The sequence below is a fragment of the Agrobacterium sp. B1(2019) genome (assembly GCF_008274755.1).
Classification (GTDB): Bacteria; Pseudomonadota; Alphaproteobacteria; order Rhizobiales; family Rhizobiaceae; genus Agrobacterium; species Agrobacterium salinitolerans.
Window position 1 is genome coordinate 303,437 of record NZ_VTPB01000001.1, and the last position, 15,659, is coordinate 319,095.

At 57.4% G+C, this 15,659-nt stretch carries 17 protein-coding genes and 1 tRNA gene; 7 read left to right on the forward strand and 11 right to left on the reverse strand.

All coding sequences use genetic code 11. The features are described 5' to 3' along the window. Nucleotides 1-108 precede the first annotated feature (108 nt). From AGR1_RS29455 to AGR1_RS01510, 3 genes are all read right to left on the reverse strand, one after another. Nucleotides 109-249, reverse strand: a complete 141-nt coding sequence (locus AGR1_RS29455) for a hypothetical protein (protein WP_020808870.1) — start codon at nt 247-249, stop codon at nt 109-111. 331 nt (nt 250-580) lie between these two features. Beyond that, entirely contained in the window at nt 581-1,564 is a 984-nt protein-coding gene (uppZ, locus tag AGR1_RS01505; RefSeq protein WP_149145990.1) for a polysaccharide biosynthesis acyltransferase UppZ, read from the reverse strand. A gap of 144 nt (nt 1,565-1,708) precedes the next feature. Continuing rightward, nucleotides 1,709-2,029: a hypothetical protein gene (locus tag AGR1_RS01510; RefSeq protein WP_149145991.1), complete on the reverse strand. Its 321-nt coding sequence runs from the start codon at nt 2,027-2,029 to the stop codon at nt 1,709-1,711. 327 nt (nt 2,030-2,356) lie between these two features. Between AGR1_RS01510 and uppW the strand changes: the two genes are divergently transcribed. Then, nucleotides 2,357-3,679 carry a Wzy-type polysaccharide biosynthesis protein UppW gene (uppW, locus tag AGR1_RS01515; protein WP_187772158.1) on the forward strand — a complete coding sequence of 441 codons (1,323 nt, stop codon included), beginning with the start codon at nt 2,357-2,359 and terminating at the stop codon, nt 3,677-3,679. A 270-nt stretch (nt 3,680-3,949) separates the two neighbouring features. Here the strand turns inward: uppW and AGR1_RS01520 are convergent. Continuing rightward, nucleotides 3,950-4,026 (reverse strand) — tRNA-Arg (locus AGR1_RS01520). Nucleotides 4,027-4,545: 519 nt separating this feature from the next. On the opposite strand from AGR1_RS01520, the gene AGR1_RS01525 reads away from it, so the two are divergent. Together AGR1_RS01525 and AGR1_RS01530 are read left to right on the forward strand one after the other, a co-directional pair. Next, nucleotides 4,546-5,052 carry a MarR family winged helix-turn-helix transcriptional regulator gene (locus tag AGR1_RS01525; RefSeq protein WP_080789936.1) on the forward strand — a complete coding sequence of 169 codons (507 nt, stop codon included), beginning with the start codon at nt 4,546-4,548 and terminating at the stop codon, nt 5,050-5,052. Between the two features lie 261 nt (nt 5,053-5,313). Further along, entirely contained in the window at nt 5,314-5,577 is a 264-nt protein-coding gene (locus AGR1_RS01530; protein ID WP_149147256.1) for a hypothetical protein, read from the forward strand. A 47-nt stretch (nt 5,578-5,624) separates the two neighbouring features. Here AGR1_RS01530 and AGR1_RS01535 read toward each other — a convergent pair whose 3' ends face one another. Then, on the reverse strand, nt 5,625-6,101 hold the full coding sequence (locus AGR1_RS01535) for a hypothetical protein (protein WP_149145993.1): 477 nt from the start codon (nt 6,099-6,101) through the stop codon (nt 5,625-5,627). A 75-nt stretch (nt 6,102-6,176) separates the two neighbouring features. Beyond that, complete coding sequence (locus AGR1_RS01540) at nt 6,177-7,181, reverse strand: LysR family transcriptional regulator (RefSeq protein WP_121459675.1); 1,005 nt, start codon at nt 7,179-7,181, stop codon at nt 6,177-6,179. A 256-nt stretch (nt 7,182-7,437) separates the two neighbouring features. On the opposite strand from AGR1_RS01540, the gene chvE reads away from it, so the two are divergent. The 4 genes from chvE to araD1 all read left to right on the forward strand — a co-directional run bounded on the left by chvE (nt 7,438) and on the right by araD1 (nt 12,439). Further along, nucleotides 7,438-8,502, forward strand: a complete 1,065-nt coding sequence (chvE, locus tag AGR1_RS01550) for a sugar ABC transporter substrate-binding protein ChvE (protein ID WP_077981484.1) — start codon at nt 7,438-7,440, stop codon at nt 8,500-8,502. Nucleotides 8,503-8,592: 90 nt separating this feature from the next. Next, complete coding sequence (gene gguA, locus AGR1_RS01555; RefSeq protein ID WP_077981485.1) at nt 8,593-10,131, forward strand: sugar ABC transporter ATP-binding protein GguA; 1,539 nt, start codon at nt 8,593-8,595, stop codon at nt 10,129-10,131. Beyond that, complete coding sequence (gene gguB, locus AGR1_RS01560; protein ID WP_080789945.1) at nt 10,128-11,324, forward strand: sugar ABC transporter permease GguB; 1,197 nt, start codon at nt 10,128-10,130, stop codon at nt 11,322-11,324. The genes gguA and gguB overlap by 4 nt, the downstream gene beginning before the upstream one ends. Nucleotides 11,325-11,443: 119 nt before the next feature. Then, nucleotides 11,444-12,439, forward strand: a complete 996-nt coding sequence (gene araD1, locus AGR1_RS01565) for a 2-keto-3-deoxy-L-arabinonate dehydratase AraD1 (RefSeq protein WP_149145994.1) — start codon at nt 11,444-11,446, stop codon at nt 12,437-12,439. Between the two features lie 97 nt (nt 12,440-12,536). Here the strand turns inward: araD1 and AGR1_RS01570 are convergent, their stop codons facing one another. The 5 genes from AGR1_RS01570 to AGR1_RS01590 all read right to left on the reverse strand — a co-directional run bounded on the left by AGR1_RS01570 (nt 12,537) and on the right by AGR1_RS01590 (nt 15,651). Further along, nucleotides 12,537-13,172, reverse strand: coding sequence for a histidine phosphatase family protein (locus AGR1_RS01570; protein ID WP_149145995.1), 636 nt, complete (start codon nt 13,170-13,172; stop codon nt 12,537-12,539). A gap of 18 nt (nt 13,173-13,190) precedes the next feature. Beyond that, nucleotides 13,191-13,607, reverse strand: coding sequence for a VOC family protein (locus tag AGR1_RS01575; RefSeq protein WP_080789955.1), 417 nt, complete (start codon nt 13,605-13,607; stop codon nt 13,191-13,193). Nucleotides 13,608-13,652: 45 nt separating this feature from the next. Then, on the reverse strand, nt 13,653-14,111 hold the full coding sequence (locus AGR1_RS01580) for a GNAT family N-acetyltransferase (RefSeq protein WP_149145996.1): 459 nt from the start codon (nt 14,109-14,111) through the stop codon (nt 13,653-13,655). A gap of 117 nt (nt 14,112-14,228) precedes the next feature. Beyond that, nucleotides 14,229-14,825, reverse strand: a complete 597-nt coding sequence (locus AGR1_RS01585; RefSeq protein ID WP_149145997.1) for a class I SAM-dependent methyltransferase — start codon at nt 14,823-14,825, stop codon at nt 14,229-14,231. A gap of 4 nt (nt 14,826-14,829) precedes the next feature. Next, nucleotides 14,830-15,651: a transglutaminase family protein gene (locus AGR1_RS01590; protein WP_149145998.1), complete on the reverse strand. Its 822-nt coding sequence runs from the start codon at nt 15,649-15,651 to the stop codon at nt 14,830-14,832. Nucleotides 15,652-15,659 lie beyond the last annotated feature (8 nt).

Sequence of the window (15,659 nt, forward strand, 5' to 3'; positions counted from 1 at the left end):
TTCGCGACGGCCAGATCATCCGCATCCGCAACTATCGCCATGGGGGGCCGCGCCGGCTCACGCGGGAAAACATTCAATTGGTGAAGTCCGAACCCGACCGGCGGACACTCACGGTCCGCTGGGGCCTTTTTCCTTCTTCGCCTGATCGTGATGCCACTTGATGGCGAAGAACATGCCCGTGCCCAACACGATAATCTTGAACGGAAAGAAGACTAAGGGAAACAAATCTACCCAATCCCAATCCATCATTTGCGTATTCCAGTCTGTTACTTGACACAATCTATCAAGGATAGGGCTACCTTAAAACGGCGGCTTCAACAACGCCAATTCAGGCACTCGGGCAGGGGCCTTTTGACGCAGCCCCAGCCGGATTGTTTCATCCGGAGCTCTCCAATCTTACCCGCGAAACCGCAGGGTCTCGACAAACAGGCTGAAGGCGGCGGATGGATGCCCTCGGCAGGGATAATAGAGGTCAAATGATTTGTCATGCACTCTTGATGGATTGCGGCATAGTGGCTGAGGGAGCCTCGCAAAACATCATATTTGCGAGGCTCCAAAAGTCCGGAGGCCAATCCTCGCGTCAGCGCACCGGTACGGCTTGGTCTTGCCGGCGCGGTCCGCCGCCATACCTGCGTCTGAAAAGCTTGATCAGCGGCCGTTCGAACAGGAAATGCGCAAAGACCGACACCGTCAGCGCAACGACGATGATGACGACCCCAGCGAGAAGTCCGGGCGCCAGTATCTTATGGACGATTGAAATCACCAGACCATGCAGAAGATAAAGGGCGTAGGACGAATCCCCGACAATCTCGATGGGTTTAAACAGGCGTTTTGGCCACAATCCGGCATTCTCAAGCCACACGCATCCGGCCACAAGGAAAAAGGCAGGCACGCCCCACGTCATCAGGCGCAGCATTCCGGATTGCTCGCTTATCAGGGCTGCGGCAACAAAACCCGTCAATGATACGACAAGCGCAGCGATACCCGCTTGTATTCCCTGGAACATGAAGCGCGACAGCAGGAGGCCGCCAAGAAATTCCAGCAAAAGCGGCGATGTCCAGGTCTGCATGAAGGGGGATTGCCAGTTGAAAACCTGTCCTGCCAAAGCCATGATGGACAGGATGCCGACCGTCACAGCCAGCGGCGCGCGCAAAGCAAGTCCAAGCGCAAAGACAATATAGAAGAACATTTCCAGATTGAGGGTCCACCCCACGACCAACAGGGGAACCACCTCGCCGTTGTCGCCTGCATATGGAACAAAAAACAGCGATTTCCATAGATGTTCGAGCGTGAAGGTGAAGGTTGAGAAAACGCCCGCCATCGCACCGACGCACATTACCAGGGTCACGGCCCAGTATAGGGGCACAATACGGACCAGCCTGTGATATAAAAACGCTCCCGGCCCCGCTGTCGCCGCGAAAGATCCCATGATGAGGCCGGAGATGACAAAAAAGACATCCACACCTGCCGCTCCAATCGTAAACGGTTCGCCGATTATATGAAACAGCAAGACCGAAAACGCCGCGAGCGCCCTCAGAGACTGGATGGAATAAACCTTTTGCATTGCCACTCCTGAAGTACTCAACCGTTCACGTCCTTCGCCTCAAATGCAGACAGAGGCAACGCGGCGCATCATGTCGAAAAAGTCACCGGATTATCGTAGTTACGATGCTCACAAGAATTTATGATGTATACGTTCAAAAAATACCTAAAAAGCGCAGGCATCGTTCGCAACGACGACATCATCAATATAAACTGTTGTATTGGTTACCGGCGAAACCGGCTCGGCGGTAATGCCAATGAGCGTCTCATTGGTGATCATGACGGGAATCGAAATCCTTGTCCAAGTCGCCCCCACAACGGTCAGTCCGGCGTTGACCGAATCGTAGAGGACAGCGTCGGTCACCTGATCAACGAGCTTTGTATAAATACGAGCGCCACCCGTTTGGGTGCGCACCCAATAATTCACATAAGCGATGCCGAGTGGGCATTCGGTGGCAAGCAGCCAGGCTAATAATGAGCCCTTCACGATACCCCCGAATAAAAACATCCTCTAGTTGAAACCCAATAAGCCCGAACTGATATCTTCCAGTCAAGTGATGAGTTGGGAGTTCAAAGGCGCCACTTTTTATTTAGAGGCCAAAAAGGGCTAACTCGACTCCTGATCTGCGCACTGTTTGATTGCAAAAAAGCGCCTGCTTCTCCGCTTACGCTCCTTTTTTTCATGAAGGAATTGCTATTTATAAGTGAATTCGGAATAACTAAAAAATAGGATTTTGGCGGGATATTCATGTTACCGGAATGAAGCATCGGGTGCGATGTGGCACGCATGAAAAAAAACAGAGAAGCCCCCCTTATGGTTGCAGCGCACGAAGAACAGGCGCGTGGATATTGGCGGAATACACTGTTTTATGTGACGTTCCTTTATTTCACGGTCGGCTTCTCGCCCTATATCTCGCTTTCCTCGACCTATCAGGGCTCCGCCATGGCCGCTGGGTCCAACCTGCTGAACCAGCTCACCGCGATCATTCTGCTTTTCAGTTTCATGGTATTCATGGCGAGGGAACGTTCGCTTTCCCTCGTCTTCACACCGCGTCTGCTGATGGCGGCGATTTTCTGCTGGTTTGTCTTCACCTCGCTGGTGGGCGAGGCGCCGGCGTTTTCGCTGCGGCGGCTTGCCATGTGCGCCATCATCTGTGTGCTTGCCGGCGGCTTTCTGCAATTGCCACGCACGGAGCGGCATTTCACCACGCTGCTTGCGGGGTGCGTGATGATTATCCTGTTTCTGTGTTACTTCGGCGTCATCGTCCTGCCATCGCGATCTATCCATCAGGCAAGCGACGCGCTGGAGCCGCTTCTGGCAGGTAACTGGCGCGGAGTCTTCCAGCACAAGAACGAGGCTGCCTCGGTCATGGCGGTGCTGATCATCGCGGCGATTTATCTCTGCCGGCGCTGGTCCTTCGTCGGCGGCCTGCTGGTGCTGCTGTTGTCGCTGTTCTTCCTGATCAAGTCAGGCGGCAAGACGGTGCTCGGCCTGATGCCGATCGTCGCCGCGGCAGGCTGGTTCATCGTGCACTGGCCCCAGTGGCGTTATGTTGTCTTGGCCCTGCTTCTGTTGGTCTTCACCGTCGTGACCGTCGGCACCACGGTCGACCCGGTGTTTTCGCAGATGCTGACGAGGATGGGTGTCGATGCCAGCTTTACGGGCAGAACCGATATCTGGGTCGTCGCCATCGAGTACATCCGCAAAAGTCCGATCCTCGGATATGGCTATCAGGCCTTTTGGCGCAGCGACGCCCTGATGTCGAGCTTCACCGAAAACAATACCTGGGCGACGACCGCGCCGGCTTCCCACAGTGGCTATTTCGACCTGCTGCTTGCAGGCGGCATCCCAGGCCTTGGGCTGGTGCTGATGTGGATTTGCCTGCTGCCGCTTCACTATCTCGGCAAAATGGATGACACCACGCGCAACAGCCCGCTGACGCGGCTTTATGTCGGCGTCTGGCTTTATGTCCTGCTCTACGGCTTTCTGGAAACGCTGTTCTTGCTCAGTTCGGGCTTCGTCTGGTTTTTTCTCCTCGTGGCGGTCATGGGACTGCATCTGCAGGCGAACGCCAGCCTTGCCGAAGACGAGGTGGAGGCAAAACCTGTCCTGACCGGCAGCGACGCGATTATGTAATTAAAAACCTGATCCCCACAAAAGCGAAGAATGTTCTCAATGTCGCCTGGAGCACGCGGCGGGCTTCGGGCAGATGCGACCCATCGGCTGTTTCGAGCGCGAGCGCGTACAGTAAATGTGCGATCAGCGATGTTGCCTGAAGCCATATGACGATGTCTGAAATTGCTTGTGCCATGGTCTCAGAAGCGTTGGCTTCCAAGCGTATTGACGAGCAAGCTGCTCAAGGCTTCGCGCTTGGTTACTCGAAAATCAATAAATAGTTGATTTTAATGGCGCACCCGACAGGATTCGAACCTGTGACCTTTGGAATCGGAATCCAACACTCTATCCAGCTGAGCTACGGGTGCAGCGGTCACGCTTGAATCGCGTGCAGCGGTTGGTTCATACCCCAGCTTTGTTTGCGCATCAATGTCTAAAAATCAGAGTTTCGCGAAACGTTGTCTGTTTTTGGGCGGAACCCGTTGTGGGGCGTGTTTCGCGGCGGCCGCCGGCCTTTGCGCGGTGGCGGGCGATGCGTCGTTTGACGTATTGTTTTTTTGTTGGAACGGGAGTTCTCTTATAAGTAGTATGTTATTGCCGGGTCGAAACGCTGTTTTGCCGCCTTCATGAAGAGGTGCTCGGATGAGGGCAACGCCTTTCAAAAGCGGCTCGGGAAGCGATTTTATCCCCTCAAAATTGGCGGGTAAATAGTCATACTTATTTTTCTCGCCGGGGAGCGATCCGGCGTCAGGGTTTGCGTTGTCGGCGATTAACTGTCAAATTATTATACAATATTAGTATCATCTACATTTATTTGGGATACAGTTTCGTGACGTTGTCGGTTATGATTTCGGCAAGGTAAAGGAACGAATCAGGCGGGGGATCGGATGGCTTTGCGATTGGCACACAGCAACGGGCCGCGGACGGAAAAGGCCGAAAGCGGAAGCGCGGAAGCGGCGCATATCACGGCTATCGACTATGGGTTGCTGACGACTGCGATCAGCTATCATTTGCGGCACTCGCAACTTGCCGTGGCAAACGGTTTTGCAGATGTGCTGGCGGAGCAGGGATTGCGGCCGGCCGATTTTTCCGTTCTCGTCATCGTCGGCGGCAATCCGGGTCTCAAGCAGAGCGATGTGGCCGAAGCGCTCGGCATACAGCGCGCCAATTTCGTCGCCATCGTCGACAGCATGGAAGAGAAGGGGCTGCTCGTCCGCCGCAAATCGGAAGAGGACAGGCGCGTTCATTTCCTCGACATGACGGAGGAGGGCAGCAACCTTCTCGACCGGCTTTCCAACACCTGGCGGGATCGTGAGGACAAGCTGATCGACAGGATCGGCGGCAAGAAGGCCCGCGATCAGCTTCTGGCGCTGCTCGGACGCCTGCGCGACTGACCTTCGAGGAGAGCGCTGGGCAACAATGGCGCAGGCAGCCGCAAGGTACGGCCTGGTTTGCAGATATTCCTGTCTTCCCATTGCCTGCGGCGCCGGTGACGATCTTGCTGCGCTGGTCTTTCACACGAGCCTGATCGGCAGCGGGGCTGAATTGCGTTGCAATTTTCCTATGAAACCGCCAAGACGCGTCAGCATCTTCACGTCGCTGGGCGTGGAACCGCAATCATGCGATCGACTGGAAAGGCCCGGGACGGGAACGCCATGCTGAATATCGATACGAGTCATCCGCTTTATCGTCCCCTGTGGGTCCGGTTGCTCATTGTCGGCTTTTGCGCCGCATGGGCCGTCATCGAATTCGTCAATCGCGAGTTTTTCTGGGGAACCATCGTTGCCGGCATCGGGGCTTATGCAGCTTATGAATTGCTGCTGAAGTTCAAACCCGCAAGCGCCGCCGCCAAAAGCGGGAGCACCCCGGATGAGCCTGCCGTCGAAAGCGCACCCGCCGACAAGAACGATGCGCGCTGACGCGCCCCCTCTCTTCGGTTTTGCCTGAATAGGCCGGCGCGGCACTTTTACCGGAAATGCTCCCGCGCCCGCAGCATCCGTATCGCCTGGTCAATCAGGAGATTGGCAGCCGTCATGCGCAGCGTCGCATTGTGCCGGAACTGCGGTTTCACCCGGTCGGGATGATTGAGGCGGGCAAAGGCGCGACGCTTCTCCGCAAGCGTTGCGGCCGTGTCCGCGTCGTGGATCGCCAGTTCCACCGAAACATCGGCAAGCGACGTCTTTTCGAGATGAGCCGGCATCGGTTCCGGTTCGGGTTCCTGCTCCTGTTCCGGCGGTGGCGCGGGGTCGGCGAGGAAGGCGAGATAGGCATCGAGATTGCCGTTCGCGGGCGGCGGCGCTTCTATATGGGTATCGACAACGAAACCCGAGCTGAAACCGGCAATACGGTGGCCGGCGGGTGGTGAAGGCTCCGCGCCTTCTTCTTCTTCCTCCTGTTTCAGTCTTTCGATGACCGATTGGAAGACGGATTGTCCGAAGAGCATGCGGCTGTTCCCTGCGCCGGCCTCAATGATCCGGCCTTCATAGAGGATGAAGGTGGAGTCGGGCTTGCCATCCCGTCATGTGGTGGTCAGTTTGCGGCTTTCATCCAGAACCAGATCGTAAAGCAGGCGGGCGCTGGGCGGCAAAACACGGCCCTTGGTGGTGATGATGCTGTAGGGCTTTACAACGAGCTCGAAATCCGTCGGCAATATCCGGGTTCGGCCGATATCCGCCTGCTGGCCGGTAACGAATTCGGCCATGTCCTGGGCGATCGGGGCGATGGCGTCCGTGTTGCAGACAAGCGCAAGGGTGAGCACCACGGATGGCGTGTTGATGACGTTGCGCGGCATGGCGACGCCGTGGGTGAGGAATACATCTTCCATGGTTCTGCGCAAAAGCGCGCCGGGCGGCTGGAAGACCCAGTCGTAGCCGGAAAGGTCTTGCAAGGTCACGGGCGCGCCCTGAAGCAGCGGGTGACCTTCACGCACCACCAGACAGGCGCGTTCTATGCCGATTTCATGGATGGAAAAGAGGCCGGGATCGAAATCATCGGGAATGCGGCCGATGATGAAATCGTGGCGGGCCGCCAGCAGTTCGCGGGCCAGCACGTTGCTGCTTTCCACCTGCACGTTGATTTCGATGCCGGGATAGGTGTCCATGGCGCGTTTTATGGCAGGAACCACGAGGCTGATGGCTGGCGCGGTGACGGCGCCGATATAGACCGAACCGCCGCTGCCGGATTTCATCTGGTTCAGTTCGCGGCTCGCCTCGCGCAGCTCCAGCAATATGGTGCGCGCCCGGCGCGCCAGCGCCTCGCCGAATTTCGTCAACACCACGCCGCGCGAGGCCCGCTGACAAAGGGGTGATTTGACGATCGCCTCCATTTCCGAAAGCATGCGCGAGGCTGCGGGCTGCGTCATGTTCATGGCCGCGGCGGCCGCGCTCACCTGTCCGTGTTCCTCGATCATGACCAGCATGCGCAGGTGGCTCATCTTCAATCCGGCCCGCAGCAATGGGTTGTCTTCAAAGACGAAAAGGGCCTCTGTTGTTTGCGCCTGCTCATACACTTTTAGGTTGTTCATTCGTCGTTTTATACCCCTCATCGGTTTTTTGTATCGATTTAATATATCATAATTGATATATGGAAACTGATTTATTCTATTTGACAGTTATATGGATTCAGAACAATTTGCGGAATGCCGGGGAGGAGCGGCAGCTGTTCCATTTCGCAATTGCGAAATCGGAGTGAGCGCTATGCGGCTTCTTCCTCTGACGGCATGAATTTCATGGTGCACCGCAGCATGCGGGCTCCAGAGAAGGGCTCAAGGGAGAGAGTTTATGAAGTCCATTATTTCGCTGATGGCGGCTTGTGCCATCGGTGCTGCTTCTTTCGCAGCGCCGGCTTTCGCGCAGGACAAGGGTTCCGTTGGTATCGCCATGCCGACCAAGTCGTCCGCACGCTGGATCGACGACGGCAACAACATCGTAAAGCAGCTGCAGGAAGCCGGTTACACGACCGATCTGCAATATGCCGATGACGATATTCCGAACCAGCTTTCCCAGATCGAAAACATGGTTACCAAGGGCGTCAAGGTCCTCGTGATCGCATCGATCGACGGCACGACGCTGTCGGACGTCCTCAAGCAGGCCGGCGAGCAGGGTATCAAGGTCATCGCTTATGACCGCCTTATCCGCAACAGCGGCGACGTCAGCTACTACGCGACCTTCGACAACTTCCAGGTCGGCGTTCTGCAGGCGACTTCGATCGTCGACAAGCTCGGTCTGAAGGACGGCAAGGGTCCGTTCAACATCGAACTCTTCGGCGGCTCTCCGGACGACAACAACGCCTTCTTCTTCTATGACGGCGCGATGTCGGTTCTCCAGCCGTATATCGACAGCGGCAAGCTTGTCGTGAAGTCCGGCCAGATGGGCATGGACAAGGTCGGTACGTTGCGTTGGGACCCGGCGACGGCCCAGGCCCGCATGGACAACCTGCTTTCCGCTTATTACACCGACGCCAAGGTTGACGCCGTCCTGTCGCCTTACGACGGTCTTTCCATCGGCATCATCTCCTCGCTGAAGGGCGTTGGTTATGGCACGAAGGACCAGCCGCTGCCGGTCGTTTCCGGTCAGGACGCTGAAGTTCCTTCCGTCAAGTCGATCATCGCCGGCGAACAGTATTCCACTATCTTCAAGGACACCCGCGAACTCGCCAAGGTGACCGTGAACATGGTCAACGCTGTCATGGAAGGCAAGGAACCTGAGGTAAACGACACCAAGACCTATGAAAATGGCGTCAAGGTTGTTCCGTCCTACCTGCTGAAGCCGGTTGCCGTGACCAAGGAGAACTACAAGCAGGTTCTCGTCGATGGTGGTTATTACACCGAAGATCAGCTGAAATAAGCTCGACACACATGCGGGGATGGCTTGGCGTCATCCCCGTTTTTCCATAAAAATAAAAACGCCTGAATTAATCGGGCGCTGGATTGCGATATGGCCAATACCATTCTCGAAATGCGGAACATCACCAAGACGTTTCCGGGCGTGAAAGCGCTTGAGAACGTCAACCTCAAGGTTAAAGAGGGTGAGATCCACGCACTCGTCGGTGAGAACGGCGCAGGGAAGTCGACCTTGATGAAGGTCCTTTCCGGTGTTTACCCCGCCGGTACCTATGAGGGCGAAATTCACTATGAAGGCGCAGTGCGAAACTTTCGCGCCATCAACGACAGCGAAGATATTGGTATCATCATCATTCACCAGGAGCTGGCGCTCGTACCGCTCCTGTCGATTGCAGAAAACATCTTCCTCGGCAACGAAGTCGCCACGAATGGCGTCATCAGCTGGCAGCAGACCTTCAACCGCACCCGCGAACTTTTAAAGAAGGTGGGCCTGAAGGAATCGCCGGAGACGCTGATCACCGATATCGGCGTCGGCAAGCAACAGCTGGTCGAAATCGCCAAGGCGCTGTCGAAGAGCGTGAAGCTGCTTATCTTAGACGAGCCGACGGCGTCGCTTAACGAAAGCGATTCCGAGGCGCTGCTGAACCTGCTGATGGAATTCCGCAAGCAGGGCATGACCTCGATCATCATCACCCACAAGCTCAACGAAGTGCGCAAGGTGGCCGACCAGATCACCGTGCTGCGCGACGGCATGACGGTGAAGACGCTTGACTGCCATCAGGAAGAAATCAGCGAGGATGTCATCATCCGCAACATGGTGGGGCGCGATCTCGAAGATCGTTATCCGCCGCGCGACGTGCCGATCGGCGAGACCATTTTCGAAGTGAAGAACTGGAACGCCTATCACCAGCAGCACCGCGACCGTCAGGTTCTGCATGATATCAACGTGACCGTGCGCAAGGGCGAAGTCGTCGGCATAGCCGGTCTGATGGGTGCCGGGCGCACCGAATTCGCCATGAGCGTGTTCGGCAAGTCCTATGGTCACAAGATCAGCGGCGAGGTGCTGATCGACGGCAAGCCCGTTGACGTCAGCACCGTGCGCAAGGCGATCGATGCCGGTCTTGCCTATGTGACGGAAGACCGCAAGCATCTCGGTCTCGTGCTCAACGACAACATCCTGCACAATACCACGCTTGCCAATCTGGCCGGTGTGTCGAATGCCAGCATCATCGACGACATCAAGGAAATGAAGGTGGCGAGCGATTTTCGCACGCGTCTTCGCATCCGGTCTTCAGGCATTTTCCAGGAAACGGTCAACCTTTCGGGCGGCAACCAGCAGAAGGTCGTGCTCTCCAAGTGGCTGTTCTCCGATCCCGATGTCCTGATCCTCGATGAACCGACCCGCGGTATCGATGTCGGCGCGAAATACGAAATTTACACCATCATCAACCAGCTCGCTGCCGACGGCAAAGGCGTTCTGATGATCTCATCGGAAATGCCCGAACTGCTCGGCAATTGCGACCGCATCTACGTCATGAACGAAGGCCGCATCGTCGCTGAATTGCCGAAGGGAGAGGCGAGCCAGGAAAGCATCATGCGCGCTATCATGCGCTCAGGGGAGAAGAACTCATGAGTTCGGCAAACACAACAAACGAAGAAAGTAACGTCATCTCGGTCACGTCCTATATTCGCTCCAATATCCGCGAATACGGCATGCTGATCGCGCTCGTCGCCATCATGGTTTTCTTCCAGTTCTACACCGGCGGCATCCTGTTCCGCCCTGTGAACCTGACCAACCTCATCCTGCAGAATTCGTTCATCGTCATCATGGCGCTGGGCATGCTGCTCGTCATCGTGGCGGGGCATATCGACCTTTCGGTCGGCTCCATCGTCGCCTTTGTCGGCGCGATAGCCGCCATATTGACCGTGCAATGGGGCATGAACCCGTTTCTGGCGGCGCTGATTTGTCTTGTCATCGGCGGCATCATCGGTGCTGCCCAAGGTTACTGGATCGCCTATCACCGTATTCCGTCGTTCATCGTGACGCTGGCGGGCATGCTGGTGTTTCGCGGCCTGACACTGTTCGTGCTTGGCGGCAAGAATATCGGCCCGTTCCCTGCCGATTTCCAGATCATCAGCACCGGCTTCCTGCCTGACATCGGCGGCATTGAAGGTCTCAACACCACCTCGATGATCCTGACGATACTGATTACGGTCGTCATGTTCTATCTCGCATGGCGTCGCCGCGTTGTGAACGTGAAGCACGGCATCAATGTCGAGCCTTTCGGTTTCTTCATCGCCGAAAACCTTTTGATTGCGGCCGCCATCCTGTTCCTCGGCTACCAGCTTTCCACCTATCGCGGCCTGCCCAACGTGCTGATCGTGATGCTGGTTCTGATCGCGCTTTATAGCTTCGTAACACGTCGCACCACCATCGGTCGCCGCGTCTACGCCATGGGCGGCAATGAGAAGGCGACCAAGCTTTCGGGTATCAACACCGAACGCCTGAGCTTCCTCACCTTCGTCAACATGGGCGTGCTGGCCGGTCTTGCCGGCATGATCATCGCGACCCGCCTCAATTCGGCGACGCCGAAGGCCGGCGTGGGCTTCGAGCTTGACGTCATCGCGGCCTGCTTCATCGGCGGTGCTTCGGCATCCGGCGGCGTTGGCAAGATTACCGGTGCGGTCATCGGCGCCTTCATCATGGGTGTGATGAACAACGGCATGTCGATCGTCGGCCTCGGCATCGACTTCCAGCAGATGGTCAAGGGCCTCGTGCTGCTCGCCGCCGTGTTCTTCGACGTCTACAACAAGAACAAGGGCTGATCGGCTCACCCCTATCGCAGTCCGAAAAGTGGCCGGTTTCCGGCCACTTTCATAAGATGCAGGCGCAAGGCGCCGCTTAGAAGAGATAAAGGCGCCTAGCGCCGGAGGAAGGAAATCCCGTGCTCATTTCACAGATCAAAGATGCCAGCGGCAACATCACCGTAGCGGTTCGCGAAGAAGGTGGGCAGGCGCACGCCGTCAAGGGTGCGGCGTCGGTTTACGCGCTTGCCATGGAAGCCGCCAATGGCGGCAAGAGCCTTGCCGACGTCATTTCCGCCCATGGTCTCGGCGATGCCGTCGATCTCGAAAAGGCTTATGCCGAAGGTCGTTTCCTGCCGCCGATCACCCATCCCGATCCGGCGCATCTGCATCTGACCGGCACCGGCCTCACCCATCTGGGGTCGGCCGCGACCCGCGACAGCATGCACAAGAAAACCACGGAAGCGGCAGAAGAAAGCCTGACGGACTCCATGAAGATGTTCCGCATGGGTCTGGAAAACGGCAAGCCGAAGGCCGGCGAAAAAGGCGTTCAGCCCGAATGGTTCTACAAGGGCAACGGCCATGTGGCGGCGGCACCCGGTGCTGCGCTCACCTCTCCATCCTTCGCGCTCGATGGTGGCGAAGAGCCGGAAATGGCCGGCATCTACGTGATTTCCGACAAGGGTGAAGCGGTTCGTATCGGCTTTGCCGTGTCGAACGAGTTTTCCGATCACGTTACCGAGCGGATCAACTATCTCTATCTCGCTCATTCCAAGCTGCGTCCCGCAAGCTTCGGCCCGGAAATCCGCGTCGGCGCCCCGCCGTCGGACATTCGCGGCACTTCGCGCATCCGTCGCGGCGACAAGGTCATCTTCGAAAAGCCCTTCGTTTCGGGTGAGGACAACATGTCCCACACCTTCGCGAACCTCGAATATCACCACTTCAAATACGGCCTGTTCCGTGCTCCCGGTGACGTTCATGTGCATATGTTCGGCACCGCGACGCTCTCCTTCGCAGACGGCATCAAACCGGAAGCGGGCGACGTGTTCGAAATCGAGGCCGCCGGTTTCGGCCTGCCGCTGAAGAACCCGCTGGCCGTTGACGTGGAAGAAGAGATCAGCGTTCGGCAGATATGATCTGCAGGCCATCTTTGCGAATGATGGAGGGAGCTATTGCTCCCTCCATTCGTCCACACAAGGCCGGAATGACGCAAGTCATATTGTCTGCGTCAGGTTACCGTGAGGCAAAATCCTCCAGATGCGAAACATCCGCCAATGAGACAACGGCGCGGTTCTGCCAGTAATCGTCTTCCTTCAAATGCGTGATGCTTCCGGGGCGCGCCGGAAAGCTGACATAGCCGGCGCTTTCGATCGGCATCTTGATCCATGCCGCGATGACGAATGTTAGAGCGAAGCCATGGGTCACGATGATCAGCGTGGCGCATGGCCGCGTGATGATCATGTTTACGGCCCGATATACCCTTTCGGCGAATTCGCGCCGGGTCTCGCCATCGGCTATGCCGCCGCGGTGATCCAGACGATTATGGTGCGGTGCCGGGATTTGGCGGTCGTCCAGCCATTGCTGCGGCATGCCCTCGGCTTCGCCGTAGCTCATTTCCCGCAAGTCCCGCGTGAGCTCGATCGGCTGGCCAAAGCCTTCAGCGATGATCTCGGCCGTCTGTGAAGCCCGAAGCAGGTCGGAGCTGAAAATCTCCACAGGCTCGTCGCCAACGAGAGCCCCGAGCCTGCTGGCCACAGCACTCGCATCATCCCTGCCCACCGGTGTCAGACCGGTGTCATACCAGCCGCCAACCTTGTTTTCGATGTGGTGAAAGGATTGCGCGTGCGTCACCACAAAAATGTTCTTCACGATTGTCTCCTGTTGTCGTCAGGCCTGTTCAATTCCCCATAGCTTGCCTTCGCCAACTTCTACGGAGTTGCCCGCAGGGTCGCGGATATAAACGGAATAGCTGTCATTCGGCCAGCGATGGTAATGTTCGATGGGGATTCCGAATGCTTCAAAACGCGTCTTCCAGCTATCCACGCCCTGTTTGTCTTTCGCATAAAAGCAGAAGTGGCCTTCGCCTGCCGCGCCATGGCGAGGAATGGGATTTTCTGGATCAGCCTTGCGCGACTTCTCGGGATCGAAAACCAGCAACATCTGCTGCCCACATCTGAAAAACACGAATTGCCCGGGCAGTTTGCGGATGATCTCCAGCTCGAAGACATCCCGGTAAAAGGCCTCGGCGGCATCGAGATCATCCACATAGATTGCGGTTTCCATGATGGCTGCTGGCGGTCGCATGGTCCCTCCGATGGTTCAGACGTGATGGCTAAATGGCAAGCGGCGTCACGTTTTGTAGGTCAGTACCGTCAGATCGTGTTTGCCGACGCCACGTTCCAGAACGGTCCAGCCGCAGTTGACATAATAGGTTTCAAGAGCCCGCCGGCAGCAGAGATAGCTGGTCTCGTGGCCAAGTTCGGCCGCCCTTTGCGTCGCGGCCTGCATCAAGGCTCGCGCCACGCCCGAGCGCCGGCGGTTTTCTTCCACCCACAAGGCTGCGACCCAGGGCAAATATTGCGGGCGCTCCTCAAGATCGGAATGAATGAGGAAGGCGGAGCCGACATAATTTCCGCCGTCATGGGCGACAAAGCCGGTGGGCAGCGCATGGGGGTTGGTCATGTCCTTCAGGTGCTCGGCGACGTCGCCCACCTGAAGGCCGCTATCCTGCCACCAGGCCGTCCAGACCCTTTCTGCTATGATGGGTCCATGCGACTGGCAATCGCGATAATCGGAAATACTGTACAAGGCCGTCTCCCGGCCGACTTTCCTCCCGCAGGCGGAAGCCGGATCATGCTTTCAAATCAATGCGGGGATTAAACCGGGTGGGACGGCGTTTCGCAACCGCCAACTTGTCGCGTCGGATCAGGGTTTTGTTGCCGTCACATGCAGCCATGCGGTCGGGAGCTGGTCGTAACCGCTGCCCTGCCTTGCCTCGATCTCCACTGTCGCCCAGCCAAACTGGCCGTAAACGTCTTCAAGCCAGGGCTTCGAAGGGTAATTGTAATAACGGCCGAACATGTCGCGGCCTTCCGCTTCTCCCGCCTTGAAGCTGGCATAAAAAACGCCGCCCTTCCTCAGCGCGATGTGGATGCGGCCGATAATGCCCGGCAGGGCAGGGCGAGGCACATGCAGCAGGCAGGCATTGGCCCAGACGCCGTCATATCGCTCACGCTCGTGGATGTCCTCGAACAGCAATGTCCGGACAGGAATGCCGAGCCGGGCCTGCGCCGCTTTGGCGATTTCAGGCGTTCCATCGGTGGGGTGGACATCGTAACCGGCGGCCAGCATGAATTCGCTGTCCTGCCCGCCGCCGCATCCCAGTTCGAGAATGCTTGCACCCTCGTGAAGCCGCGCCAGGAATTTCTCCAGATGCGGGCGGTCCACCGCCTGTCCGCGCGAGGTGTAGGCGGTGGCGTTGTCGGTATAGAAACCGATCGTATTGTCGTCCTTGGCAACCATGGTCTCAGCTTTGCGACTGGCTCTGGCCCTGCGATTGCTGGACGGTGACCGACACATTCAGGGTCTCACCGGCAGGGCCGATGCGCATACCGGATATAGGCGCGCAATCGCGGTAGCAGAGGCCGGATGCGATGCGGACGTAACGGTCATCGGGGCAGATATTGTTGGCGGCGTCGAAGCCCACCCAGCCCAGCCCCTGAAGATGAACCTCGGCCCAGGCGTGGGTGGCGGTCTGTTCTTCCACCTCTTCCATCATCAGATAACCGGAAATATAACGCGCGGGCAGGCCCATCAGCCGGGCGGCGGAAATCAGGATATGGGCATGATCCTGGCACACACCCTTGCCCGCTTCCAGCGCCGTTTCCGCAGTGGTTTCGATGTCGGTCGAGCCGGGAACATAGTCCACCTTGCCGTGAATATTCTCCATGAGGTTATGCAGGCGGGCAAGCTCGGTTTCGCCCACGCTCACCTTCACCAGTTCGCGTACCAGCTTTCCCGGTTTGGTGCGCGGTGTTTCCCGCAGGAACAGCCAGAGCGGTGCGTTGCCGATGTGGTGTCCGAACACGCCCGCCTTGTCCTGCGTGCTGACAGTGCCGTTCGCCACCACCTTCACCCGCTTTTGCGGGCCTTCGGTTTCCACCAGCGCAACGCGGTTGCCGAAATGGTCGTCATAGGTCACTTCGACGGTGGCGCCATCGACCGAGACATCCCAGTTTTCCACCGTCTGGCCCGGGCCGGTCTGCGGTGTCAGGCGCAGCCGCTGCAACGCATAGGGCATCGGCTCGTCATAGACATATTCCGTCGTATGGGTGATTTTCAGACGCATAAGCTGTC